General features: G+C 63.5%; 23 protein-coding genes and 1 other RNA gene. 14 read left to right on the forward strand and 10 right to left on the reverse strand.

Annotation, left to right across the window (positions count from 1 at the left end; translation table 11 throughout):
• The first annotated feature begins 43 nt into the window (after window positions 1-43).
• Window positions 44-331 carry a hypothetical protein gene (locus NX05_RS16710; RefSeq protein WP_010377686.1) on the forward strand — a complete coding sequence of 96 codons (288 nt, stop codon included), beginning with the start codon at window positions 44-46 and terminating at the stop codon, window positions 329-331.
• Between the two features lie 136 nt (window positions 332-467).
• Here NX05_RS16710 and NX05_RS16715 read toward each other — a convergent pair whose 3' ends face one another.
• The gene (locus NX05_RS16715; RefSeq protein ID WP_039431152.1) at window positions 468-1,280 is read right to left on the reverse strand and encodes a hypothetical protein; all 813 of its coding nucleotides are present in this window, start codon (window positions 1,278-1,280) and stop codon (window positions 468-470) included.
• Between the two features lie 512 nt (window positions 1,281-1,792).
• Here NX05_RS16715 and NX05_RS16720 point away from each other — a divergent pair.
• The 10 genes from NX05_RS16720 (at window position 1,793) to NX05_RS16765 (ending at window position 10,083) form a co-directional block, all read left to right on the forward strand.
• Complete coding sequence (locus tag NX05_RS16720) at window positions 1,793-2,158, forward strand: hypothetical protein (protein ID WP_017114484.1); 366 nt, start codon at window positions 1,793-1,795, stop codon at window positions 2,156-2,158.
• Window positions 2,159-2,183: 25 nt separating this feature from the next.
• Window positions 2,184-2,984, forward strand: a complete 801-nt coding sequence (gene atpB, locus NX05_RS16725; protein ID WP_039431149.1) for a F0F1 ATP synthase subunit A — start codon at window positions 2,184-2,186, stop codon at window positions 2,982-2,984.
• Between the two features lie 72 nt (window positions 2,985-3,056).
• Entirely contained in the window at window positions 3,057-3,359 is a 303-nt protein-coding gene (atpE, locus tag NX05_RS16730; protein WP_002814105.1) for a F0F1 ATP synthase subunit C, read from the forward strand.
• A 114-nt stretch (window positions 3,360-3,473) separates the two neighbouring features.
• Window positions 3,474-3,944, forward strand: a complete 471-nt coding sequence (locus NX05_RS16735) for a F0F1 ATP synthase subunit B (RefSeq protein ID WP_039431145.1) — start codon at window positions 3,474-3,476, stop codon at window positions 3,942-3,944.
• 3 nt (window positions 3,945-3,947) lie between these two features.
• Window positions 3,948-4,475 carry a F0F1 ATP synthase subunit delta gene (locus NX05_RS16740; RefSeq protein WP_039431143.1) on the forward strand — a complete coding sequence of 176 codons (528 nt, stop codon included), beginning with the start codon at window positions 3,948-3,950 and terminating at the stop codon, window positions 4,473-4,475.
• Window positions 4,476-4,522: 47 nt separating this feature from the next.
• The gene (gene atpA, locus NX05_RS16745; RefSeq protein ID WP_039431140.1) at window positions 4,523-6,070 is read left to right on the forward strand and encodes a F0F1 ATP synthase subunit alpha; all 1,548 of its coding nucleotides are present in this window, start codon (window positions 4,523-4,525) and stop codon (window positions 6,068-6,070) included.
• A gap of 197 nt (window positions 6,071-6,267) precedes the next feature.
• The gene (gene atpG, locus NX05_RS16750) at window positions 6,268-7,131 is read left to right on the forward strand and encodes a F0F1 ATP synthase subunit gamma (protein ID WP_010371995.1); all 864 of its coding nucleotides are present in this window, start codon (window positions 6,268-6,270) and stop codon (window positions 7,129-7,131) included.
• 144 nt (window positions 7,132-7,275) lie between these two features.
• Complete coding sequence (atpD, locus tag NX05_RS16755; protein ID WP_039431137.1) at window positions 7,276-8,682, forward strand: F0F1 ATP synthase subunit beta; 1,407 nt, start codon at window positions 7,276-7,278, stop codon at window positions 8,680-8,682.
• 176 nt (window positions 8,683-8,858) lie between these two features.
• Window positions 8,859-9,281: a F0F1 ATP synthase subunit epsilon gene (locus NX05_RS16760; protein WP_039431135.1), complete on the forward strand. Its 423-nt coding sequence runs from the start codon at window positions 8,859-8,861 to the stop codon at window positions 9,279-9,281.
• 232 nt (window positions 9,282-9,513) lie between these two features.
• Window positions 9,514-10,083 (forward strand): chorismate mutase, encoded by a 570-nt coding sequence (locus NX05_RS16765; RefSeq protein WP_039431133.1) that lies wholly within the window; start codon window positions 9,514-9,516, stop codon window positions 10,081-10,083.
• A gap of 47 nt (window positions 10,084-10,130) precedes the next feature.
• Here the strand turns inward: NX05_RS16765 and NX05_RS22950 are convergent.
• A non-coding RNA gene (locus NX05_RS22950) (sX9 sRNA) lies at window positions 10,131-10,205 on the reverse strand.
• Between the two features lie 88 nt (window positions 10,206-10,293).
• On the opposite strand from NX05_RS22950, the gene NX05_RS24255 reads away from it, so the two are divergent.
• Window positions 10,294-10,440 carry a hypothetical protein gene (locus tag NX05_RS24255; RefSeq protein WP_162231365.1) on the forward strand — a complete coding sequence of 49 codons (147 nt, stop codon included), beginning with the start codon at window positions 10,294-10,296 and terminating at the stop codon, window positions 10,438-10,440.
• Between the two features lie 179 nt (window positions 10,441-10,619).
• Here the strand turns inward: NX05_RS24255 and NX05_RS16770 are convergent, their stop codons facing one another.
• On the reverse strand, window positions 10,620-11,003 hold the full coding sequence (locus tag NX05_RS16770; protein ID WP_010371983.1) for a GtrA family protein: 384 nt from the start codon (window positions 11,001-11,003) through the stop codon (window positions 10,620-10,622).
• A 144-nt stretch (window positions 11,004-11,147) separates the two neighbouring features.
• On the opposite strand from NX05_RS16770, the gene glmU reads away from it, so the two are divergent.
• Window positions 11,148-12,512 (forward strand): bifunctional UDP-N-acetylglucosamine diphosphorylase/glucosamine-1-phosphate N-acetyltransferase GlmU, encoded by a 1,365-nt coding sequence (gene glmU / locus NX05_RS16775; RefSeq protein WP_039431128.1) that lies wholly within the window; start codon window positions 11,148-11,150, stop codon window positions 12,510-12,512.
• Window positions 12,513-12,848: 336 nt separating this feature from the next.
• Here glmU and NX05_RS16780 read toward each other — a convergent pair whose 3' ends face one another.
• The 7 genes from NX05_RS16780 to NX05_RS16810 all read right to left on the reverse strand — a co-directional run bounded on the left by NX05_RS16780 (window position 12,849) and on the right by NX05_RS16810 (window position 20,873).
• Window positions 12,849-14,195 (reverse strand): sensor histidine kinase, encoded by a 1,347-nt coding sequence (locus NX05_RS16780; RefSeq protein WP_039431301.1) that lies wholly within the window; start codon window positions 14,193-14,195, stop codon window positions 12,849-12,851.
• An 8-nt stretch (window positions 14,196-14,203) separates the two neighbouring features.
• Window positions 14,204-15,547 carry a sigma-54-dependent transcriptional regulator gene (locus NX05_RS16785; RefSeq protein ID WP_039431298.1) on the reverse strand — a complete coding sequence of 448 codons (1,344 nt, stop codon included), beginning with the start codon at window positions 15,545-15,547 and terminating at the stop codon, window positions 14,204-14,206.
• Between the two features lie 160 nt (window positions 15,548-15,707).
• Complete coding sequence (locus NX05_RS16790) at window positions 15,708-16,013, reverse strand: hypothetical protein (protein WP_039417653.1); 306 nt, start codon at window positions 16,011-16,013, stop codon at window positions 15,708-15,710.
• 225 nt (window positions 16,014-16,238) lie between these two features.
• Window positions 16,239-17,465 (reverse strand): ABC transporter permease, encoded by a 1,227-nt coding sequence (locus NX05_RS16795; RefSeq protein WP_039431126.1) that lies wholly within the window; start codon window positions 17,463-17,465, stop codon window positions 16,239-16,241.
• A 55-nt stretch (window positions 17,466-17,520) separates the two neighbouring features.
• Window positions 17,521-18,822: an ABC transporter permease gene (locus NX05_RS16800; protein ID WP_039431123.1), complete on the reverse strand. Its 1,302-nt coding sequence runs from the start codon at window positions 18,820-18,822 to the stop codon at window positions 17,521-17,523.
• Between the two features lie 11 nt (window positions 18,823-18,833).
• A complete protein-coding gene (locus tag NX05_RS16805) occupies window positions 18,834-19,553 on the reverse strand; it encodes an ABC transporter ATP-binding protein (protein WP_011348648.1) in 720 nt (239 codons plus the stop codon).
• Window positions 19,554-19,601: 48 nt separating this feature from the next.
• Window positions 19,602-20,873: an efflux RND transporter periplasmic adaptor subunit gene (locus NX05_RS16810; RefSeq protein ID WP_039431121.1), complete on the reverse strand. Its 1,272-nt coding sequence runs from the start codon at window positions 20,871-20,873 to the stop codon at window positions 19,602-19,604.
• Between the two features lie 205 nt (window positions 20,874-21,078).
• Here NX05_RS16810 and glmS point away from each other — a divergent pair, with 205 nt between their 5' ends.
• Window positions 21,079-22,908: a glutamine--fructose-6-phosphate transaminase (isomerizing) gene (gene glmS / locus NX05_RS16815; RefSeq protein WP_039431119.1), complete on the forward strand. Its 1,830-nt coding sequence runs from the start codon at window positions 21,079-21,081 to the stop codon at window positions 22,906-22,908.
• Window positions 22,909-23,083: the final 175 nt, after the last annotated feature.

The following is a 23,083-nucleotide window of genomic DNA, read 5'->3' on the forward strand; positions in this document are numbered from 1 at the left end:
CCGTGCCACGCGTGGCACGGTCGCCGCGCTGGTGATCCGACGGATGGAGGTCGCTATAGGGCAGGGCAATCTGTGTCCCGAACTGCAGGCGCTGCTGCAGCGCGAACTGGCCAGCGGCAACCGTATCGCCGAGCCGCCGCGGCGGACCGACTGGCCACATCCGGGCTCGGTGTTCGTCTCGCTGAAGCGCGACTTGCGCAGCGACGTGGCGTCGCTGCCGGCGACGGTGCGGCATGCGATCTGCACCGATCCGCACTACGGTTGGCACGACGAATGCTACTGCACCACGCACCAGCATCTGTTGGTAGCGGGTGCCACCAAGCCGCCCTGAGCGTGTATCCGCTGCTGCTGTGGCTGCCGCCGCGTCGCTTACGTGCCGAGCACCCGTCAAACGGCAGAACCCCGCATCGCTGCGGGGTTCTGCATGAAGCTGCTGTTCGGGTACCGGGTTCCGGGTCCCGAAAAGATCAGAACGCGAACGTCACGCCTGCCACCGGGCCCTTGAACTCCTGCTTCAGGCCGATGAGGCCGTCGCTGCCGCTCTTGTCGACGTCCAGCCTGAACCAGTCGTAGCCGGCAAAAATGCCGAAGTTCTTGGTGAAGCGGTATTCGGCAATGGCGTTGGCGCGGCTCAGGTCGCCGTCGTAGTCGCCGAAGTCGCCCCAGCTGGTGTTGAGGTACTGGCCCTGCACGTTGAACAGCCAGTGTTCGCTCGGACGTGCGGTGAAGCGGATACCGACGACCGGCGCAACGCCGTCTTCGCTTTCGTCCAGGACGTCGCCAGTGAACGCGCTACCCAGGTCGGCATACGCGTTGGCTTCGACCTTGGCGTACTCGGCACCGATCTGCAGGCCAAGGCTGAATTCCGACGAATCGATCACTGAGTAGTCGTACACGAAGGTCGCAACCTGATACTTCAGCTCACCCTTGATGAAGCTGCCCGACGGCACGGTCACACCACCGGCGCTCACATCCTGTGACAGGGTCTCGCGGCGATCCTTGTCGTACTTGAAGTAGTCGAAGATCAGGCGCTGGCGGGTGCTGATGCGGAACACGCCGTCCACGCGCGGCTCCCATTCCTTGCCGCCCAGCTTGAAGTCTTCATTGACCGACACATTGTTGCCAGCCAGCAGGGTGTTACCGCGGATGGTGTTGTCGTTGTCGACATTCATCGCGCCGAGACGGATCTGGAAACGGTCATCGGTGTCTTCGGCGTGCGCGGGCGCGGCATAGGCGGCAGCCAGAACGCACGGAATGGCCAGCGCGAGGAGGTGTTTCATGGGGAGCTCCGAATTCTTAAGAATGATCAGGCAGTTCGGCCTGTGCCGCGCATAGTCGGTAAGGCGGCGTCTTTCAAAAGTGAAGGAGGTGTCCAATCGCTGTGAAGGCGGACATAGCAATCGGACAAAACGGTCCGCTTTGCGGCTCTGATCTTTTCGTCGAGTCATGCGTCTGTGAGTGCCATCGACCCGGAGTACACGACGCCAAGATTGGACCACCAATGGGAAGGTCGCAGGGTGCGACAAAATGCGTAAAAAAGCAGGAGCCCCGGTCTCCCAGGGCTCCTAGACGCGGCCTGCGGCGATACCTTTCGACGAGGATGTGCAGGCCTCACAAGTTCTGACCGCCGGTTTGTGGCAAAGTTCCCACCCGCCCCCGCGGTCACCACGTGGTGCATCGCAGCAAGTGATGGCCTCTGCCGGTTGTCTCGCAATTTGTCCCATTGCTATACTTTCGCGGCTAGACGAGGCGCAACTGCGCTTCCCACTCATTCACACGTAAGGTAACCGTAGTGCTGAACTCCGTTGACGCGGGTCGGCGGTTGATGCTGCGCGCTGCGGTATATCCGCTTTCCGCCGTAGCTATAACCAGTTTGGGGTTGCTGTTGGTCGGTCCCCGTTACTCTGCAGGTCTGGCATTGACCGGATTTGCGACGGTGCTGGGCGGTTGGGTCGCGGCACGTACCGCGCTAGGTGGCGGTATCCAGGCAGCGGGCATCGCCATGGTGCGGCTGATTCTGGCGATGGTGCTGAAGTGGGTGTTGGTTTTCGTGGCGCTGGCGCTCGGCTTCGGCCTGTGGCGGCTACCTCCTCTGGCTTTGTTGGCGGGTATCGCCATCGGGCTGATTTTTCAGGTTCTGGCTCTGGCCAGACGTTGATTCGAACTTAAAGGGCTCCGGACACATGGCGGGCGAGGCAGCAACACCTACCTCCTATATCCAGCATCACTTGCAGAACCTGATCCTTCCGGTTCGCGATGGTGGCGGCACGTTTTGGACCATCCACGTCGATACCCTGGTCATGGCGGTGTTGATGGGGTTGGTCATGGTCCTGGCGTTCTGGACCGCAACCCGCAATGCGACGGCCGGCGTGCCGGGCAAGTGGCAGGCGTTCGTGGAAATCTGCCTGGAGTTCGTCGACCGCCAGGCCAAGGACACCTATCACGGCAGCAGCAAGCTGGTGACGCCGATTGCGATCACCATCTTCTTCTGGATCCTGTTGATGAACCTCATCAAGATGATCCCGGCCGATTTCATCGCCATCCCGCTGAGTTGGGTCGGCGTGCATGCCTGGAAGCCGGTGCCCACCGCCGACGTCAATGCCACCTTGGGCATGTCGATCAGCGTGTTCTTCCTGATGATCGTGTTCTCGCTGCGCTCCAAGGGCGTGGGCGGCATGACTAAGGAATTCCTGACGGCGCCGTTCGGCAAGTGGATGATGCCGTTCAACCTGCTTTTGAACATCGTCGAGTGGCTGAGCAAGCCGATTTCGTTGGCGATGCGACTGTTCGGCAACATGTTCGGCGGCGAGATCGTCTTCCTGCTGATCTGGGTGCTGGGCGGTGCGGGCATCGCCGGCATGTTCGCAGGCGGCGTATTCGGCCTTGGCTGGATGCTGTTCCACCTGCTGGTGATTCCGCTGCAGGCCTTCATCTTCATGATGCTGTCGATCGTGTATCTGAGCCTGGCCGAAGACAGCCACTGAGTTTGCGTCACCCTTCATCTGCTTCATTCCGCTTCATCCATCACCCTTAGAAACTTTCGTTCGGAGATCACCATGTACCTCGCCGTCCTGACCAACCTCGCTCAAGTCCAGAGCTCCACCGTCCTCGCCGTCGGCATCATGATCGGCCTGGCCGCGCTGGGTGCCGGCCTCGGTCTGGCCATCATGGCTGGCAAGTTCCTGGAATCGGCTGCGCGCCAGCCGGAACTGATCCCGGTGCTGCAGGTTCGTATGTTCATCACCGCCGGCCTGATCGACGCCGCGTTCATCATCAGCGTCGCTGTCGGCCTGCTGTTCGCCTTTGCCAACCCGCTGGCCCAGGTGTTCATCGAGCGTCTGTCGCAGGCTGCCGGCTGATCCAGCGGTAGCAGGATGTGGATGCAGCCGCGTGCGGTTGCCTCCGCGGATGAAGGTCGGAAAGCGCCGCCCCTGCGGTGGCGCTTTCACCCCTAAACAGCGATTGAGCGACCCATGGATATCACCCTTACCATCTTTGCCCAGGCGCTGGCATTCGCCGGCCTGATCTGGATCGTCGCGACCAAAATCTGGCCGCCGCTGCTGCAGGCGATCGAAGAGCGTCAGCAAAAGATCGCTGAAGGTCTGGCTGCGGCCGATCGTAGTCAGAAGGATCTGGCGCAGGCGCAGGAAAAGGTCAACGAAGCACTGAAGGACGCACGCACCAAGGCCAACGAGATCATCGATCAGGCCCATGCGCGCGCCAACCAGATCATCGAAGCGGCCAAGCATGAGGCAATTGCCGAAGCTAACCGTCAGAAGGATCTGGCGCAGACCGAAATCGATGCATCCGCCACGCGTGCCCGCGAGGAGCTGCGCAAGCAGGTCTCGGTGCTGGCCGTCAGCGGTGCAGAAAAGCTGCTCAAGCGCGAAATCGACGCCAACGCCCACAAAGCGCTGCTCGACGAGCTGGCGGTGGAGATTTAAGCGATGAGTCAGGCCCTCACCCTTGCCCGTCCCTACGGCCGTGCCGCGTTTGCGATCGCGCGTGAGGGCGGCAGCTTCGCCCCCTGGTCCGATGCGCTGGCGTTTTCGGCGCAGGTGGCCGGCGACCCGCGCGTGGCCGCATTGCTGCTCAAACCGGCCCTGGGCCAGGAGCAGGCAGTGACGCTGCTGGCGCCGCCGCAGGCGGGCGAGGACTATCTGCGTTTCCTCGGCGTGCTCGCCGATGCGCAGCGGTTGTCGCTGCTGCCGGAAATTGCAGGCTTGTACGAACAACTGCGTGCCGATGCCGAACACGTCGTCAAGGCGACGGTCACATCTGCCGTTGCAATGAGCCAGACGGAACTCGACACGATCGCTGCTGCGCTGCAGAAGCGCTTCGGCCGTGAAGTGGACATCACCACCGCAGTCGATGCCTCGCTGATCGGCGGCGCGGTGATCGACACCGGCGACGTGGTCATCGACGGCTCGCTGAAGGGCAAGCTCGCGCGTCTGCAAAGCTCGCTCGCCCACTGAATTCACATAAACGCATGGCCCCTGCGGCCGGCACCTAGGACTGAACGATGGCAACCACGCTCAACCCCTCCGAAATCAGCGACCTGATCAAGACCCGCATCGAAGCGGTCAAGCTGTCCGCAGAGTCGCGCAACGAAGGCTCCGTGACCAGCGTGTCCGACGGCATCGTGCGCATCTTCGGCCTGGCCGACGTGATGCAGGGCGAAATGATCGAACTGCCGAACAACACGTTCGCGCTCGCACTGAACCTGGAGCGCGATTCGGTCGGCGCCGTGGTGCTGGGCGACTACGAAAACCTGCGCGAAGGCGACGTGGCCAAGACCACCGGCCGCATCCTGGAAGTGCCGGTGGGTCCGGAGCTGCTGGGTCGCGTGGTCAACGCACTGGGCGAGCCGATCGACGGCAAGGGCCCGCTGGGCGCCACCCAGACCGCACCGGTGGAGCGTGTTGCGCCCGGCGTGATCTGGCGTAAGTCGGTCGACCAGCCGGTGCAGACTGGTTACAAATCGGTCGATGCGATGATCCCGATCGGCCGTGGCCAGCGCGAACTGGTGATCGGCGACCGTCAGACCGGCAAGACCGCGCTGGCGATCGACGCGGTGATCAACCAGAAGGGCACCGGCATCAAGTGCGTGTACGTGGCGATCGGCCAGAAGGCCTCGACCGTTGCCAACATCGTGCGCAAGCTGGAAGAAAACGGCGCGCTGGCGCACACCGTGGTGGTGGCTGCGACCGCGTCCGAATCGGCTGCGATGCAGTACATCAGCCCCTACGCCGGCTGCACCATGGGCGAATACTTCATGGACCGCGGCGAAGACGCGTTGATCGTGTACGACGATCTGTCCAAGCAGGCGGTGGCCTACCGCCAGATCTCGCTGCTGCTCAAGCGCCCGCCTGGTCGCGAAGCCTACCCGGGCGACGTGTTCTATCTGCACTCCCGCCTGCTGGAACGCGCAGCGCGCGTGTCCGAGGAATACGTGGAGAAGTTCACCAACGGTGCGGTGACCGGCAAGACCGGCTCGCTGACCGCGCTGCCGATCATCGAAACGCAGGCCGGCGACGTGTCTGCCTTCGTGCCGACCAACGTGATCTCGATCACCGACGGCCAGATCTTCCTGGAAACCGACCTGTTCAACGCCGGTATCCGTCCGGCCGTCAACGCCGGTATCTCGGTGTCGCGTGTCGGTGGTGCAGCCCAGACCAAGATCATCAAGAAGCTGTCCGGCGGCATCCGTATCTCGCTGGCGCAGTACCGTGAGCTGGCGGCGTTCGCGCAGTTCGCCTCGGACCTGGACGAAGCGACCCGCAAGCAGCTCGAGCGCGGTCAGCGCGTCACCGAACTGATGAAGCAGAAGCAGTACGCGCCGATGTCCATCGCCAATCAGGCGCTGTCGATCTACGCCGTCAACGAGGGCTACCTCGACGAAGTGCCGGTCAACAAGCTGCTGGCGTTCGAAGAAGGCCTGCACGCGCACTTCGCCAACACCCAGGGCGAGCTGGTCTCCAAGATCAATAGCACCGGCGGTTGGGACAACGACATCGAAGCCAGCTTCAAGAAGGGCATCGAAGAGTTCAAGACTACGGGCAGCTGGTAAGTCAGTCGCCGCGATTTGGGATTGGGCATTCGGGATTGGTAGGAGCGGTGGTTCGGGGCTTTGGCTGATACCGAGCCATCGTCTTCCATTCCCAGAAGTTAGGCATCCGGGGTTCGCGGAAGCGGTGAGGTGGGGAGGCTTTGGCCAATCCCGAATCCCGATTCCCGAATCCCACTAAGCGAGCGAAGCGAGCGAGTATGGCAGGCGGACGCGAAATCAAAACCAAGATCAAGAGCGTGCAGAACACCCGCAAGGTGACGCGCGCGCTCGAAATGGTCTCGGCCTCCAAGATCCGCAAGGCGCAAGAGCGCATGAAGACCTCGCGTCCGTATGCGCAGGCGATGAAGCAGGTGATCGGCCATCTGGCGCAGGCCAGCACCGATTTCCAGCATCCGTTCCTGATCGAGCGCGAACAGGTCAAGCGGGTCGGTTACATCGTGATCTCTTCCGACCGCGGCCTGGCCGGCGGTTTGAACAACAACCTGTTCCGCAAGATGCTGGGCGAAGTACGCCCCTGGCAGGACAAGGGTGCGGAGATCGACTTGGTGACCATCGGCCAGAAGGCGTCGGCCTTCTTCCGTCGCATCAAGGTCAACATGGTCGGCAGCGTGACCCACCTGGGCGACAGCCCGCAGGTGGAGCAGTTGATCGGCGTGATCAAGGTGATGATCGATGCCTTCATCGAAGGCAAGGTCGACCGCGTGTATCTGGTCTACAACCGTTTCGTGAACACGATGACGCAGAAGGCCAGCTTCGATCAGCTGCTGCCGTTGCCGGCCGCTGAGCACAAGGTGGCGCACCACGATTGGGACTACCTGTACGAACCCGATGCCGCCACCGTGCTGGAGCACGTGATGACGCGTTACATCGAGTCGCTGGTGTACCAGGCCGTGCTGGAAAACGTGGCCTCCGAACATGCCGCGCGCATGGTGGCGATGAAGGCCGCCAGCGACAACGCCAACAAGATGATCGGCACCTTGCAACTGGTCTACAACAAGGCACGCCAGGCGGCGATTACCCAGGAAATTTCGGAAATCGTCAGCGGCGCGGCCGCCGTATAAGTACCGCCGGGATTGGGGATTCGGGATTGGTTGGAGCGCAGCGAATCGCGCCCTTGCGAATCCCCAATCACGAATCCCAAATCACAAAATTCCACGAGATGGCATTGGCCACTCGGACAGAACAAAGCTAACCGGAGCAGCAAAATGAGTCAGGGCAAGATCGTTCAGATCATCGGCGCGGTCGTCGACGTCGAATTCCCGCGCAATGAAGTGCCGAAGGTGTATCACGCACTGAAGGTCGAAGGCACCGAAATCACCCTGGAAGTGCAGCAGCAGCTCGGCGACGGCGTGGTGCGCACGATTGCGCTCGGCTCCACCGACGGCTTGAAGCGCAACCTGCTGACAACCAACACCGAGCGCGCCATTTCGGTGCCGGTCGGTGCCGGTACGCTGGGCCGCATCATGGACGTGCTGGGTCGTCCGATCGACGAAGCCGGCGACGTGCAGGCCTCGGACCATTGGGAAATCCATCGCGGCGCGCCGTCGTATGAAGACCAGTCGTCCAGCACCGAATTGCTGGAAACCGGCATCAAGGTCATCGACCTGATGTGCCCGTTCGCCAAGGGCGGCAAGGTCGGCCTGTTCGGCGGCGCCGGCGTCGGCAAGACCGTCAACATGATGGAACTGATCAACAACATCGCCAAGGCGCACAGCGGCTTGTCCGTGTTCGCCGGCGTGGGCGAGCGTACCCGTGAGGGCAACGACTTCTACCACGAGATGAAGGACTCCAACGTCCTGGACAAGGTCGCGATGGTGTACGGCCAGATGAACGAGCCGCCGGGAAACCGTCTGCGCGTGGCGCTGACCGGCCTGACCATGGCCGAGTATTTCCGCGACGAGAAGGACGAGAACGGCAAGGGCAAGGACGTGCTGTTGTTCGTAGACAACATCTACCGCTACACGCTGGCCGGTACCGAAGTGTCCGCGCTGCTCGGCCGTATGCCGTCGGCGGTGGGTTACCAGCCGACCCTGGCCGAAGAAATGGGCGTGCTGCAGGAACGCATCACCTCGACCAAGAGCGGTTCGATCACCTCGATCCAGGCCGTGTACGTGCCTGCGGACGACCTGACCGACCCGTCGCCGGCGACCACCTTCGCCCACTTGGACTCGACCGTGACGCTGAGCCGTAACATCGCTTCGCTGGGTATCTACCCGGCCGTGGATCCGCTGGACTCCACCAGCCGTCAGATGGACCCGCTGGTGATCGGTCACGAACATTACGACACCGCCCAGCGCGTGCAGCAGACCTTGCAGAAGTACAAGGAACTGAAGGACATCATCGCGATCCTGGGCATGGACGAGCTGAGCGAAGAAGACAAGCAGTCGGTGTCGCGCGCACGCAAGATCGAGCGCTTCTTCAGTCAGCCCTTCCACGTGGCCGAAGTGTTCACCGGCTCGCCGGGCAAGTACGTGTCGCTGAAGGACACCATTCGCGGCTTCAAGGCGATCTGCGACGGCGAATACGACCACCTGCCGGAGCAGGCGTTCTACATGGTCGGCAGCATCGAAGAAGCCGTCGAGAAAGCCAACAAGATGAGCGCCAAGGCCTGATGCGATCCCAGCCGCTGCGCGGCTGGAACCGGGAATCGGGAATCGGGAATCGGGAATCGTAAAGGCGGGTTGTCGGCGAGTTGGAAAGACGGGAATCACGAAGAGTGCGTAGCCAACCGCTCTTCCCATTCCCGATTCCCGACTCCCGATTCCCCGCCTCACTACAGTGAGGCAGCATGAGCACTATCCGTTGCGACATCGTCAGCGCCGAGAAGGAAATCTTCCACGGTGAGGCGACGCTGGTCGTGGCCACCGGCGAGTTGGGCGAGTTGGGTATTGCGCCCAAGCACGCGCCGCTGATCACGCGCCTGAAGCCGGGCAAGGTGGTGGTGACCACCGCCAATGGCGAACATCTGGATTTCGCTATCTCTGGCGGCATCCTGGAAGTGCAGCCGCAGGTGGTGACCATCCTGGTCGACACCGCAGTGCGTGCGCAGGACATCGACGAAGCCGCAGTGCGTAAGGTCAAGGAAGAGGCCGAGCGGCAGCTGGCCAGCCGTGGCAACACGGTGGACGTGGTCGAGGCACAGCGTCGGCTGGCTGAAGCGACGGTGCAATTGCAGGCGCTGGAGCGCTTGCGTCGCAACCTCAAGCACTAAGTGGCTGCGTGCCGACCCGATGGGGGGGCAAGCACTGCGATCAGCTGCAAGGTCATCTGCAGATGAGAAATTCGGAAACGCCGGCCATCGTGTCGGCGTTTTCGTTTTTGGAGATCCGTCTGCGGGTCCACGAACCGGCCGTGGCGTGCGATAGGCACACTGCGTGCCTTAGCGCACCACTGCCCGGCAGTGGTGCATGGCAAAGTGATCCAGGCACGTTGAGGAACATGGCATGACCCGCTCGATCGATGGCATTCGCGCTTACATAGTGACCGGCCTGTTGGCCGCCGGACTGCTGGGGTGCGCATTGCCTGCGCGCAGCCAGCCGCCGCTGGATCTGTTGATTGACCGCATCGTGCAGCGCAATGCCATTGGCGATGCGGTGGCGCTGAGCAAGTGGGACAGCGGCAAGCCGGTGCTGGACCAGGCGCGCGAGGCGGCAGTGCTGCAAAGCGTGCGCGATCAGGCGCCGGCGCATGGGCTGGATGCCGACGACGCGGCGCGTTTCTTTGGCGCGCAAATCGAAGCCAACAAGTTGGTGCAGTACGCGCTGTTGAACCGTTGGCACGAGCGCGGACGTGCGCCGAATACCGCACGTCCGGATCTCACAGCGCTGCGCGCACGCCTGGATCAACTGCAGGGCGAATTGCTCGATGCGCTGGCCGATGTGGCATCAGCGCGCAGCGCGCCCGACTGCCCGGCCGCCACGGCACGTGCCGCATCGCATTACGCCGAGCAGTGGCAGCTGAATGCGCTGCATCACGCAGCACTGGTGCGCGGCCTGGGCGATTTTTGCCACTGATTCCGCGCGGTGGAATTGGTTTGCGACGCTGTCGCGCGGTTTAGAGCGGCTGACAAACGTAGCGAGCAGTCATCAGGTGGGCGTGGACTGCGTGCATGAACCGCAGGGTACGGGTTGGACATGAGGCGTCCCAGTGCAGGCCTCGCCTGCCTGGCGTTGAACGCGTTAGCTCAGGGAGCTGGTCTTACTGCACGGCGCCCAACGCGGTTTTTGCTGTTTGAAATCGCGGCACAGGGCTGGATCGTCGAATTGCCGAACCTGTACGCGATTGACTTTGCGGCCATGCGCCTGGCTGCTGCACGACACCGACAGAGCCTGCCCGTCGCTTGTCATGGCATCGCACAGCTCCACTGGTAAATTGATGTGGGAGCGAGGAGCTCATTGGCGTCCCCTTAGGAGGAGGACGCTGCGTTGATCGGCACTTGAGGAAACGTGGTCGCTTCGGAAACGCTAGGTCCACGGAAAGCGACCTCCATTGTTTCCATGTACGGTCGCCACACAGCCGAACGATCACTCACTGCCTGCGCATGCTGCGATCAGCGATACACCACATGCCGGCCCAGAAAGAACGACACGATCGCCAGGCCGCCTTCGACCAGCGGTTTTGCCAGCCACGCCTGACGTAGCCCGAGTAGGTTTACCGTGGTCGAGAGCAGCCAGGTGCTGATCACGGTGAGTGCCAGCCACATCAGCGCGAAGCGGCAGAAGCGTTGCCAACCCAGTCGCGCATCGCCCTGCTGGGCGAAGGTGTAACGGCCATTTAGCCAGAAGCCGAGCATGGCGCCGCCGATACGTCCAAGCAGATTGGCCGGCACCGCAGGCATGCCTGCGGCGGTGGCGGCGATGAAGATGCCGCAATCTACAGCCAGCTGCAGGGCACCAATCATCATGAACTGGCTGCCTTGGCGGAACAGACTCATGCGTGTCGGACAGAGGGAAGGGGCGCCCATCCTAGCGGCAGCGAGACCCAAACGCTGTTATCGCAGACGAACACTGCATCCGGGCAACGACGTGACCGGGTGCAGCGACTAGAATTTAGCCATCATATTGCCTGGAATGTCTTGATGACTCTGCCCCTGCACGTTGTGATCCTGGCCGCGGGCGAGGGTAAGCGCATGCGCTCGTCCCTGCCCAAAGTGCTGCAGCCGCTAGCGGGCCAGCCGATGCTGGCGCAGGTCATCGCCACTGCGCGGCAGCTGCAGCCGGCGGCGATCCATATCGTGCACGGGCACGGCGGCGATCAGGTGCAGGCCGCCTTCGCCGATCAAAGCGATCTGCGCTGGGCCGAGCAGCGCGAGCAGCTCGGCACCGGGCATGCGGTGCAGCAAGCGATGCCTGCCATTCCCGACGCGGCGACGGTGCTGGTGCTGTACGGCGATGTGCCGCTGATCCGCAGTGACAGCCTGTTGCAGTTGCTGCATGCATCGGGCCGCATGGCGGTGCTGGTGGCCGAGCTGGCCAATCCCACCGGCTACGGGCGCATCCTGCGCGATGCCGAAGGCAAGGTGGCCGCCATCGTCGAGCAGAAGGATGCCAACGACGAACAGCGCCGCATCCGCACCATCAATACCGGCATCCTCACCGCCGAATCCACCGCACTGCGCCGCTGGTTGGGTGGCTTGTCCAACGACAATGCGCAGGGCGAGTTCTATCTCACCGACGTGTTCGCCCGCGCCGCTGCCGATTTCACGCCGGCCGACATGGTGCATGTGGCCGATCCGCAGGAGGTGGAAGGTGCCAACGACCCTTGGCAACTGGCCCAGCTCGAACGTGCCTGGCAACTGCGCGCTGCGCGTGCGCTGTGCCTGCAGGGCGTGCGCATGGCCGACCCGGCGCGCGTGGAGCAGCGTGGCAGCGTGCAGGTGGGCCGCGATGTGCAGCTGGATATCGATGTGATCCTGGAAGGCGAGGTGACGCTGGGCGATGACGTGGTGATCGGCCCGTTCGTGCGCTTGCGCGACGTGACGCTCGGCGCCGGCACCCAAGTGCGCGCACACAGCGACCTGGAAGGCGTGATCACCGAGGGCGCGGTGCAGATCGGGCCTTTCGCGCGTCTGCGCCCCGGCACCGTATTGGCCGATGGCGTCCATATCGGCAATTTTGTGGAGACCAAAAAGGTCACCATGGGCGTGGGCAGCAAGGCCAACCATCTGACCTATTTGGGCGATGCGGTGATCGGCAGCAAGGTCAACATCGGTGCCGGCACCATCACCTGCAACTACGACGGAGTGAACAAGTCGCAGACCACTATCGGCGATGGTGCGTTTGTCGGCTCCAACAGTGCGTTGGTGGCGCCGATCGAGATTGGCGCAAATTCCACCATCGGGGCCGGGTCGGTGATCACGCGCGATGCGCCGCCGGGCCAGCTCAGCGTGACACGTGCGCGGCAGACCGTGATCGAAGGCTGGGAGCGGCCGACCAAGAAATAGCTGCGCTGCACTCTGGATCGCAGAGAGCAGCGCCGCGCTGGCGCTGGTTGCGCTACTGGCGCGACCCATCGGAAGCGCGCGACAGCTCCGTCGTTCTCGGCGCGATGCGTCAAGGGCTGCTAGCGGGCCCCAGGGGGCTCGGCCGCCGGTGTAGTGCCGCCCCGCATTGAACGTGTAGGAGCGCACCCGGGCGCGACCGGCATTACCGGTAACGCCCATCGCGCCCAAGGGCGCCGCTATGACGTGCGCGGGGCGCGTCTGCTAGCGGCGGTGTGATGCAAACCCATGGATTGCATGGATCCCAAGTGCTATTCAGTCCTGAGCCCCTTGCTAGGTTCAAGCCGCCAACGGCAACAGCAGGGTCACGCACAATCCACCGTGTTCGCGGTTGTGCAGCGAGATGCGGCCGCCATGCGCTTCGGCAATTTCGCGGGTGAGTGCAAGGCCGAGACCGGTGCCGTTGCGCTTGGTCGAATAGAACGGCATGAGTGCGTTGTGCAGCACCGCTTCGTTCATGCCGTTGCCACGGTCCAGCACTTCGATCCGCAGCCACTGCGGTACGCGCGTGACCCGCAGCGCCACGTCGCTATTGGGCGGCTGCGCTTCGCTGCAGGCTTCGTGGGCATTTTTCAGCAGATTGAGCAGCGCCTGCTCGATTTGCGCTGCGTCGATGCGGCTGGAAACATCGGTGAGCCTGCCCTCCACCTGGAAGGGGATCTGTTGCCGCAAGCGCTCCAGAAACGGCGCCCATTCGATGGTCTGCAACTGCGGTTGCGGCAATTTGGCAAAGCGCGCATAGCCGCGGATGAAGCCTTCCAGGTGGCGCGCGCGCTCTTCGATGGTTTCGAATACGGTGCCCAGCCGATCGGTGCGTTTGCGGCGCAGCAGCTCGGCACCGGAATGCGCCAGCGAGGCGATCGGTGCCAGCGAGTTATTCAATTCGTGGCTGATCACGCGGATGACCTTTTTCCAGGTCTGCACTTCCTGGCGGCGCAACTCAGTGGTCAATGTGCGGATCAACAGCAGCTCGTGTCCGCGCCCGTTGATGTGAAAGCTGCGGCGCGACAGGTGGTAGATCTGCTCGTCTTCTTCGTCATCGCCATCTTCGCGTACCGCGAACAGACAGTCGCCGCCACGTGCCAGCGCGTCGCGTAATTCGCCGGGCATGCGGCCAAGCACATCGTCCAAGTGCTGGCCTTCAAGCTTGCGTCCGTCGTAGAGCAGTTTGCGTGCGGCGTTATTGGAAAACCCGATTCGCCGCAGGCCATCGCCGCCGGCGACCACCAACAGCATGGCCACCGGCGTGTTCTGCAGCATGGTGTCGAGCATCAACTCGCGCTGTACCAGATGGCTTCGCTGCGCACGCAACACATCGCCAAGTTCGGCATGCGCTTGCACCAGTTGCGCCAGTTCGTCGTTGCCGCGCCAGTACACGCCGAAGTTGTACTCGCCATCGCGATAGCTACTGGTAGTGCCGGCCAGCGCACGAAACAGCGAGCGCATCGGCGCGGTGGCGCGGGTGAGGCTGAACCACATCGCTGCCAGCAACACGACGACCGAAATCGCCGCCACTTGCCAGCCGCGGTCCAGCCAGTACGCCATGAACCACGGCAAGGCGGCTGCCAGCGCAAGCACCGGCAACAAGCGTAAAAACAGCGACAACGTGAAAGAGCGGTTCCGCATACGCAGGTTCATTCCGAGGTGATGCCGTAGCGGTCCATGCGCCGATACAGCGCCTGGCGGCTCAGCCCCAACTCGGCGGCGGCTTGTGCGATCACGCCTTGCGCACGTGCCAGCGCCTGCTCGATGCGCGCGCGATCCGGCTCGCCTGCAGCAGGCGTTGCCGGCCGTGGCGCCGCAGCACGCGGCAGATGCAGATCGCTGGCTTCGATGCGCGCCCCTTGTGCGAGCAAGGCGGCACGTTGCAGCACATTGCGCAGTTCGCGCACGTTGCCTGGCCAGGCATGCCGTTGCAATGCATCGTGCGCTTGCGTGGAGAGCGGCTTTTCGCCAGCGAGGAAATGGTCGGCCAGCGGGCCGATATCGCCGGGGCGCTCGGCCAGTGCGGGCAGCGCGATTTCCACGGTGTTGAGTCGGTAATACAGATCCTCGCGAAAACTGCCGTCGCGGATCATCGCTGCCAGATCGGCATTGGTCGCGCTGATCACGCGCACCTTGGCGTGGCGTTCGCGGTTGGAGCCCAGCCGCTCGTAGCGGCCGGTTTCCAATACGCGCAGCAGTTTCATTTGCCCGGCCAGCGGCAGGTTGCCGATCTCATCGAGAAACAGCGTGCCGCCATCGGCCGCTCCGAACTTGCCTTCGCGCGCCTTGTTGGCGCCTGTGTAGGCACCGGCTTCTGCGCCGAATAATTCGGCTTCGATCAATTCGCCTGGCAATGCACCGCAATTGAGTGCAATGAACGGTCCGTGCTTGGCGGTCGAGTTGGCTTGGATGATTTCGGCGATTTTTTCCTTGCCACTGCCGTTGGGGCCGGTAATCAGCACCGGCAGGTCGGAGCGTGCGACCTGGCAGGCAAGGGCGATGGCGCGTTCGCTGGCCGGATCGGCGAACACCGCACCGCGCAGGTCGTAGCGTTGGGTCAGCTGCTCGCGACCGCGCCGTTCGCGTTCGCGACGACGTTCCAGTTCGCGGCGTGCTTCGGAAAGTTCCAGCAGGTTGTTGACCGTGGTCAGCAGCTTGGTGTCGTCCCAGGGCTTGGCGATGTAATCGGCTGCGCCGGCCTTGACCAGGCCCACCGCGCTGCCCAGATGGGTCCACGCGGTGAGCAGAATCACCGGCAGGTCCGGGTGACGCTGACGCAGTTGGGTAAACAGCGCCTCGCCTTCTTCGCCGGAGGTGGTGTCGGCGGTGAAGTTCATGTCCTGGATCACCAGATCGAACGCCTGCTCGTCCAGCAGCGCCAGCCCGGCCTGCGGCGAATGCGCGTGCCGCGCCTCGATGTCGTGCAACGAAAACAGCACTTCCAATGCAGTGGCCACGGCCGTGTTGTCGTCGATGATCAGGATGTGCGGCATCGCATTGCTCAAGAAGGCGCGGGATGGGATCGGCACAGAATACTGGCAACACGCAGCGACAACGCGCTGCTCGGCGGGGGCGGCAGATCGCCGGGCGGCAAGGTCGGCGGACTCAAGCGGCCGATGCAGGGTGCATCGGCTGTTGCCGGCACGGCGCTGGTTATGGAGCCGCGGGCGGCAACAGCGGTGTGTACGTGGCCGCTGTCCAGATCAGGTGCACCTGCACACCATCGCGCATGACATCCACGGCGATGGGGTTGCCTGCAGCAGCCTGCAGTGCGGCCAGCAATGTTGCGATTGTGGTGATCTGGGTTCGGCCCGCCGTGCGCACGCGGTCGCCACGTTGCAACTGCAGGCTGAGCGACGCGCTGGCCTGGGTCACCAGCAATCCGTCGCTACTGGCGACGAGTTCCAGAACTTGATCGTCATGGCGCCAGTTCAGCCGGGTGTCGTCGATGGCGAGCACCTCTTGCGTCGAAGTGCTGGACGAGGCCGACGCCGCGTGCGCCCGCGTTGCCGCATCGGCCTGGCCGGGGTGAAGGAGGCGGCAGGCGGTCAGGGCGATCAATGCCGATGATGCAAGAGAGCAAGGCATGAGGGAATCCGGTTCGTAACGATGGTGGAAACGCGCGGTGGATGGCGAGCCGGGTTGCTTCCCCACTGCCAAGCGACGGGGAAGCAACGCCGGCCATCATGCACTGCGGGTGGCAACAGCCGGGGGCACTGCGGCTGCGCGGCGGGCCGGCCAGAACACCGCCAGCTGGCCGAGCATCCATAGCAGCAGCGCGCCAATCGGCAGGTAGATTGCCGGCAGTCGCGGCAATTCATAGCGTGCCATCAGCCAGACGTTGATCGAGTAGGCCATCAGCATGCCGAGCACGATGCCGACCGAGGCGAGCAGGAAATTCTCGATCTGGAAGTAGCGCAGGATCTGGCTGCGCGTTGCACCCAGCGCACGGCGGATACCGATCTGCTTGGTGCGTTGCTGCACCCAGAAACTCGCCAGGCCGACGATGCCCAAGGCGGTCACAATCAGCAGGGCGACGCACACCGCTCCAAGCAGCCAGATCATGGCGCGATCATTGCGGAAATACTTTTCGCGGATTTCGGTGTAGGTCTCTTGTTTCAGCACCAACCGGCTGTTGTCCACTTTCATCAAGGCCGCCACTGCCGCCTTCAGCACTTCCGCCCGACGCAAGGGATCGGTGACACGTACGATGTATTGCCCGTTGTTATACGGTGGACGGATGGGCAGCAGCATCGAATAGTCCTTTGCCGACAGTCCATTGACATTGTTCGGCCGCGCCAGGGTGCGCACGATTCCGACGATACGCAGCGGGACATCGCCAGAGTAGATGGTCTTGCCGAGCGCGCTGTGGTCGGGGAACATCTTGTCCGCCGCCCCCTGCGTCAGAATGACCGCCGCACCCTTCTTGCGGACTTCATCGTCGTTATCAGCCTTTTCCTGGCTGATGTATTCGTCGGGGCTGAAGTCGCGGCCGGCATTCAATTGCAGGCCAAGTGCATCCAGGCTGCCTTCGCTGACCAGATACTGCGCGGCATTGAGCGTGGGGCGTTCCTGCTCCGGGGTCAGGGTCAGCCCCGTGTTGGACGAGTAATTGACGAAGGGGATCTGATTGGTGATGACCGCATTGCGCACGCCGGGTACCGCGCGTAGCGCTGCCAGATCCTCCCGGGTACGTGCATCGGCATTGGCCTGCGGGCCGATGCCGTCCAGCTGGATGCTCAGCAACTCCTGTTCGGCGATGCCGCTGGGAGTCCGGAGCGTGTCCAGGCGATTGCCGATCAAAAACAGCGAATTGCAGATGATGGCGCAAGCCAGTGCGATCTCGAGCACGATCAGTGCGGCGGCCGTCTTATGGCGGCGCAAGGTGGAGATGATGGGTCGGATGTCCATAGGCTGACCTTGAAGATAGGAAGCGTGGCTCGCCGCGATGCGGCGGGCAGGAGGTTCAGGACGACTTCAACTGCAGTGCCGGTGCGACCTGGATGGCGCGCCAGGACGGCAGGATGCCGGCGAGCAGGCTCGCGGCGATCGCAATGGCGAATGTCAGCAGCAGCATCGTGATATCCAGGTGCGCCAGTGCGGCGTAATCCACCGGTTGCTGACGCACGGCCCACAGCCCCAGCCACGCCAGCCCAAGTCCGCCGATGCCGCCGGCCAGGCCGATGGTCCCTGCCTCCACCAGGCACTGCGCAAAGATTGCGCCGCGCGACGCGCCAAGCGCACGCCGCACGCCAATCTCTCCGCTGCGGCGCAGGAATTTCGCCAGCAACAGGCCGACCGTGTTGAGCAGGCACACCAGCAGAAAGCCCATGGCCAGCCACAACTGCAGACGGACGTCGCTGGGAACCACCTTGTTGTAGTCCAGCCATTGCATCACGTTGCGCAGGCGCACATTGTTGGGCCGGGTAAAGCGCCCGGCGGCACGTTGTTGATCGGAATAGTTTTCGAAGTAAGCCTTGTAGTCGCCCGCTTGCTTGGCATTTTCCAGCTCCACCCAGTACTGCACCCATGTGCAGGGCGCATTCAGCGCGGTGGTGTCGCCTGCCTCGACCTTGCCGGAGCAGTTGGTCCCGCCGGCGTGGGCCAATTTCAGATCCATCGCCGTACTGAACGGCACATACAGCTGTTCGTTCGAGCCGTAGGTGTCTGTGATGTCGTAAAAGCGTGGGTCGATCTTCCAGGTATCCAGGACGCCGACGATACGGAAGGTGTTCTTGTCCACGCGCACTTCGCGCCCGACGCTGTTGCCACCGTCGAACAGCTTTTCGTTCAGCGACTTGCTGATCACCGCGACACGTTCGTGCCGCTCGTCGCTTGTGCCGGACCACGCTTGGCCGTAGCGCAAGGGCACGTCGAACATCGCAAAGAAATCGGCCGAAGTGAAACGAGCGTTTAGCTTGAAAGGACTCAATCCACTGCGCTGTGGCTCGATCGCGACACTTCCGCCTGACATCATCGCCTGACGCATGGCGCGCTTCTCACGCAGCAGCGCCTCGGCGTCGAAGCGGGTGGACTGGTAATCGGGCTCGTCTCCCGGCTGATAGCCGGACTTCGGTTCCGCATCCACCTGCACATAGAACAACCGATCGCTCTTTTGCGGAATCGGGTCGCCCGACAACACATGGAACACCGTCAGCGTTGTCATGCTGGCGCCGATACCCAGCGCGATGGCCAGCACCATCAGTGCGGTCAGCACCTTGTTGCGGCGGAAGCTGCGTACCGCAAGATTGAAGTAGTAGCCGAACATGGGTGGGCTCCTCAGTCAGCCAGGGTTGCAACGGCGGCAGGCGTGCGCATCAGGCTGGGATTGCGTTCCAGGTCGGTGGCCTGCCCGTCGACGATGTGCACGTTGCGCTGCGCGCGTGCGGCCAGTTCCGGATCGTGGGTGACCATGACGATGGTGGTGCCCTGGCTGTTGATCTCTTCCAGCAGTTCCATCACCCCGCGCGCCATTTGCGAATCGAGGTTGCCGGTGGGTTCGTCGGCCAGCAGCAAGCGTGGACTGCCGGCCAGTGCGCGCGCAATCGCAGCGCGCTGCTGTTGCCCACCGGAGAGTTCGGTGGGGTAGTGACGCAGGCGCGAGCCCAGGCCCACCTTGGTCAGTGCCTCTTCGATGCGCTGCTTGCGCTCGGCTGCCGCCATGCCGCGATATCGCAGCGGCACATCGACGTTGTCGAACAGGTTGAGGTCGGGAATCAGATTGAAGCCCTGGAAGATGAAGCCGATCTTGCGGTTGCGCAGGCGCGAACGTGCATCGTCGGACAGATGGCTGACGTCTTCGCCATCGAGCAGATACTGCCCGCTGGTGAAGGTTTCCAGCAGCCCGGCCAGGTTGAGGAAGGTGGTCTTGCCCGAGCCGGAGGGGCCGGTGACCGCGACGAACTCGCCTTCGCGCACATGCAGGTCCAGCGACCGCAGCGCATGCGTTTCCACCTGTTCGGTGCGGAAGACCTTGGAGACCGCTTGCATCTTGAGCATTGCCGATTCCTTTGCGAAGAGAGTGTGCGACGAGTGGGAATGAGTGAATCAGTGGACGGTGACGCGCGGCGCGTCGCCAAAGTTGTCTGCACCGGAGACCACCACGCGGTCGCCGACCTGTAGCCCGGAGAGCACCTGCACTTCGCCCAGGCTGCTGACACCGAGCGTGACCGGGCGGCGCGCGGCGGTGTTGCCATCCATCACATAGGCATAGCTGCCGCCGGATTGTTCGACAAACGGGCCGCGTTCGACCTTGAGCACGTTGCGGCGCGTGTCCATCACCACGCGTGCGCTCATGCGCTGGCTCTGGCGCAGGCCTGGCGGCTGCTTGTCAGTGAAGCGGATGCGCGCGGTGACTTCGCCATTGACCACTTCCGGCGACACCGCCGAGATAGCGCCGGCGAACGGTTCGCCGCTGCCGCTGGTGAGCTGGGCCGGCATGCCGATCGCCAGATCGCGGGCGAAACTCTCCGGCACCTTGATCTCCACTTCGAACTTGGACAGATCCACCACGCCCAGAATCGGCGCGTTCGCCGCCACCTGGGTGTGCTGCACCGCCTGCACCTGGCCGACCTGGCCATCGAAGGGCGAGCGCAGCGTGAGCGCGTCCACCTGGCGCTGCACTTCGGCCACCACTGCGCGTTGGCGGTCTGCCAGCAGGCGCTTGTTGCGCGAATCCAGGTCCGCACCCTGGCTCTTCAACGCGGCATCGCGCTGGGCGTGCTGCAGGTCGATATCGGTCTTCTTCAAGGTGTCCTGCGCCTTGGCCAGTTCCACCTGCGGCACGGCGCCACCGTCGTAGCCGCGTTGGTAGCGCTCCAGGTCGCGCGCGGCAGCCTGCTTGTCGATCTGGGCCTGGTCGGTGAGCTTGCTGGCGTTGGCACGCGCCAGGGTGGCATCCAGGGCCGCGCGGCTGGATTCGGCCTCCAGGCCGGCCAGGGTGGCCTGCTCCTGCGCCAGCTTGCTACGCAGCTCGGGGCTGTCGATGCGCGCCAGTTCCTGGCCCTGCTTGACGACGTCGCCAGCCACCACGCTCAGCGTCACCGTGCCGGCAGAGATGGCGTACAGCACCGGGCTGTTGGCGGCGATCACGCGGCCGTCGGCGGCGATGTCGCGTACCAGGTCGCCTCGGGTGACGGTGGCAACGCGCACGCGGCTGGCGTCGAACGAGCGGCTGCCGGCGCTCCACGCAGCCACGGCCCAGCCGATCCCGGCCAGCACCGTCACCGCGGCGACGCCAGGCCACAGCCAACGGCGCCATGGCGCGCGCTGGGCGGGTGTGCGGAGAACCTGGTCCTGGGCAGAGGTATCGCGAATCATGGTCGGCTGGCTCGGTGGCGTCACTGCGATAAAGCAGGACCCGTGCCAACGTTCAAGTCATTGAAATGGATGGTTTTGTTGGCGTGGCGACCGGTGTCCGCAGTGTCCGCGGACACTGGGGGCGGACACGCTGTCCGGGCACGGTCATGCAGCGGACAAGAGCGGACACGCTAAAATGTCCGACTTCTTTTGCGAGAGCTGTCCTATGTGCGGCATTGTCGGAGCGATCGCCGGGCGCGATGTGGTCCCGGTCCTGATCGAAGGACTCAAGCGCCTGGAATACCGCGGCTACGATTCCTCCGGCATTGCAGTGCTCGACGGCGTGCAGGTGCGCCGGGTGCGTCGCACTGGGCGTGTGGCCGAGATGGCGCAGGCCGCGCAGGCCGAACAGTTCGGCGCCACGCTGGGTATCGGCCACACCCGCTGGGCCACCCATGGCGGCGTCACCGAAGCCAACGCGCACCCGCACATCAGCGCCGGCGTGGCGCTGGTGCATAACGGCATCATCGAAAACCACGAGGAGCAGCGCGAAAAATTGCGCGCGCTTGGCTACACCTTCGAGTCGCAGACCGACACCGAGGTTATCGCGCATCTGATCCATCATCATCTGGGCAGCGCCGGCGACCTGCTCACCGCGCTGCAGCGCACCGTCAAGGAACTCACCGGTGCCTATGCGCTGGCGGTGATGAGCCAGGCCGAACCGGAACGCTTCGTCTGCGCGCGCATGGGCTGCCCCTTGCTGATCGGGGTGGGTGAGAGGGAAAACTTCGTCGCTTCCGACGTGTCGGCGATCGTGCAGGCCACGCGCCAGGTGATCTTCCTCGAAGAAGGCGACACCGCCGAATTGCACCGCGATGGCGTGCGCATCTTCGACGGCAACGATGCACCGGTGGAGCGCCCGCTGCACCTGTCGGACGTGTCGCTGGCCTCGCTGGAACTGGGCCCGTTCCGGCATTTCATGCAGAAGGAAATCCACGAGCAGCCGCGCGCCTTGGCCGACACCATCGAGGCGGCGATCGATGCCAAGGGTTTCCCGGCATCGCTGTTCGGCGCCAACGCAGAAGCGGTGTTGCGCGACATCGAAGGCGTGCAGATCCTGGCCTGCGGTACCAGCTACTACGCCGGCATGACCGCGCGTTACTGGATCGAAGCCATTGCGGGGCTGCCGTGCAGCGTGGAGATCGCCAGCGAATACCGCTACCGCGCCGCGTATGCCAACCCGAAGCATCTGATCGTGACCATCTCCCAGTCCGGCGAAACGCTGGACACGATGGAAGCGCTGAAATACGCCAAATCGCTGGGGCATTTGCACACGCTGTCGATCTGCAATGTGCCGGAAAGTGCGATCCCGCGCGCCAGCGAGCTGGTCTGCTACACGCGTGCCGGCGCCGAGATCGGCGTGGCCTCGACCAAGGCCTTCACCACCCAGCTGGCGGTGTTGTTCCAGCTCACCATGGTGCTGGGCAAGTTGCAGGGCCGCATCAGTGACGCCGAAGAAGCCGAGTATCTGGAGCAGCTGCGCTTTTTGCCCGGCAGCGTGCAGCATGCATTGAATCTTGAACCGCAGATCATGGCCTGGGCCGAACGATTTTCGCCGAAGGAGAATGCGCTGTTCCTCGGTCGCGGCCTGCATTATCCGATTGCATTGGAAGGCGCGCTCAAGCTCAAGGAAATCTCGTACATCCACGCTGAGGCGTATCCAGCCGGCGAGTTGAAGCACGGCCCGTTGGCGCTGGTGGATGCGGCGATGCCGGTGGTGGTGATCGCACCGAACGACCGCTTGTTGGAGAAGGTCAAATCCAACATGCAGGAAGTGCGCGCACGTGGCGGCGAGCTGTTTGTGTTTGCCGACCAGGACAGCCACTTCAGCGAATCCGAAGGCGTGCATGTCATCCGCACGCCACGCCATGCGGGCGTGCTCTCGCCGGTGATCCACACCATCCCGGTGCAGTTGCTGGCCTACCACACGGCCCTGGCACGCGGCACCGATGTGGACAAACCGCGCAATCTGGCCAAGTCGGTGACGGTGGAGTAAGTGCAGTCGCGATGGCGGCTGCATGCACTGCCAGCTGCGGGCAGTCGGCGCACGCACACATGGCGTATGCGGCTCTGTCCCTGCCACTCGCAGGATGGCGATTGATTGCGACGTCCTGCTGGCCGCGCCAACGGGCAACGCGTACGACGTTCAGTCCCTCGCGAAGCAGTCGCGA

This window comes from Xanthomonas vasicola (genome assembly GCF_000772705.2).
Taxonomy (GTDB): domain Bacteria; phylum Pseudomonadota; class Gammaproteobacteria; order Xanthomonadales; family Xanthomonadaceae; genus Xanthomonas; species Xanthomonas vasicola.

Coding starts and splice junctions, on each gene's coding strand:
- NX05_RS16710 (WP_010377686.1), top strand. CDS start 44: ATGGAGGTCGCTATAGGGCAGGGCAATCTGTGTCCCGAACTGCAGGCG.
- NX05_RS16715 (WP_039431152.1), bottom strand. CDS start 1,280: ATGAAACACCTCCTCGCGCTGGCCATTCCGTGCGTTCTGGCTGCCGCC.
- atpB (WP_039431149.1), top strand. CDS start 2,184: ATGGCGGGCGAGGCAGCAACACCTACCTCCTATATCCAGCATCACTTG.
- atpE (WP_002814105.1), top strand. CDS start 3,057: ATGTACCTCGCCGTCCTGACCAACCTCGCTCAAGTCCAGAGCTCCACC.
- NX05_RS16735 (WP_039431145.1), top strand. CDS start 3,474: ATGGATATCACCCTTACCATCTTTGCCCAGGCGCTGGCATTCGCCGGC.
- NX05_RS16740 (WP_039431143.1), top strand. CDS start 3,948: ATGAGTCAGGCCCTCACCCTTGCCCGTCCCTACGGCCGTGCCGCGTTT.
- atpA (WP_039431140.1), top strand. CDS start 4,523: ATGGCAACCACGCTCAACCCCTCCGAAATCAGCGACCTGATCAAGACC.
- atpG (WP_010371995.1), top strand. CDS start 6,268: ATGGCAGGCGGACGCGAAATCAAAACCAAGATCAAGAGCGTGCAGAAC.
- atpD (WP_039431137.1), top strand. CDS start 7,276: ATGAGTCAGGGCAAGATCGTTCAGATCATCGGCGCGGTCGTCGACGTC.
- NX05_RS16760 (WP_039431135.1), top strand. CDS start 8,859: ATGAGCACTATCCGTTGCGACATCGTCAGCGCCGAGAAGGAAATCTTC.
- NX05_RS16765 (WP_039431133.1), top strand. CDS start 9,514: ATGACCCGCTCGATCGATGGCATTCGCGCTTACATAGTGACCGGCCTG.
- NX05_RS16770 (WP_010371983.1), bottom strand. CDS start 11,003: ATGAGTCTGTTCCGCCAAGGCAGCCAGTTCATGATGATTGGTGCCCTG.
- glmU (WP_039431128.1), top strand. CDS start 11,148: ATGACTCTGCCCCTGCACGTTGTGATCCTGGCCGCGGGCGAGGGTAAG.
- NX05_RS16780 (WP_039431301.1), bottom strand. CDS start 14,195: ATGCGGAACCGCTCTTTCACGTTGTCGCTGTTTTTACGCTTGTTGCCG.
- NX05_RS16785 (WP_039431298.1), bottom strand. CDS start 15,547: ATGCCGCACATCCTGATCATCGACGACAACACGGCCGTGGCCACTGCA.
- NX05_RS16795 (WP_039431126.1), bottom strand. CDS start 17,465: ATGGACATCCGACCCATCATCTCCACCTTGCGCCGCCATAAGACGGCC.
- NX05_RS16800 (WP_039431123.1), bottom strand. CDS start 18,822: ATGTTCGGCTACTACTTCAATCTTGCGGTACGCAGCTTCCGCCGCAAC.
- NX05_RS16805 (WP_011348648.1), bottom strand. CDS start 19,553: ATGCTCAAGATGCAAGCGGTCTCCAAGGTCTTCCGCACCGAACAGGTG.
- NX05_RS16810 (WP_039431121.1), bottom strand. CDS start 20,873: ATGATTCGCGATACCTCTGCCCAGGACCAGGTTCTCCGCACACCCGCC.
- glmS (WP_039431119.1), top strand. CDS start 21,079: ATGTGCGGCATTGTCGGAGCGATCGCCGGGCGCGATGTGGTCCCGGTC.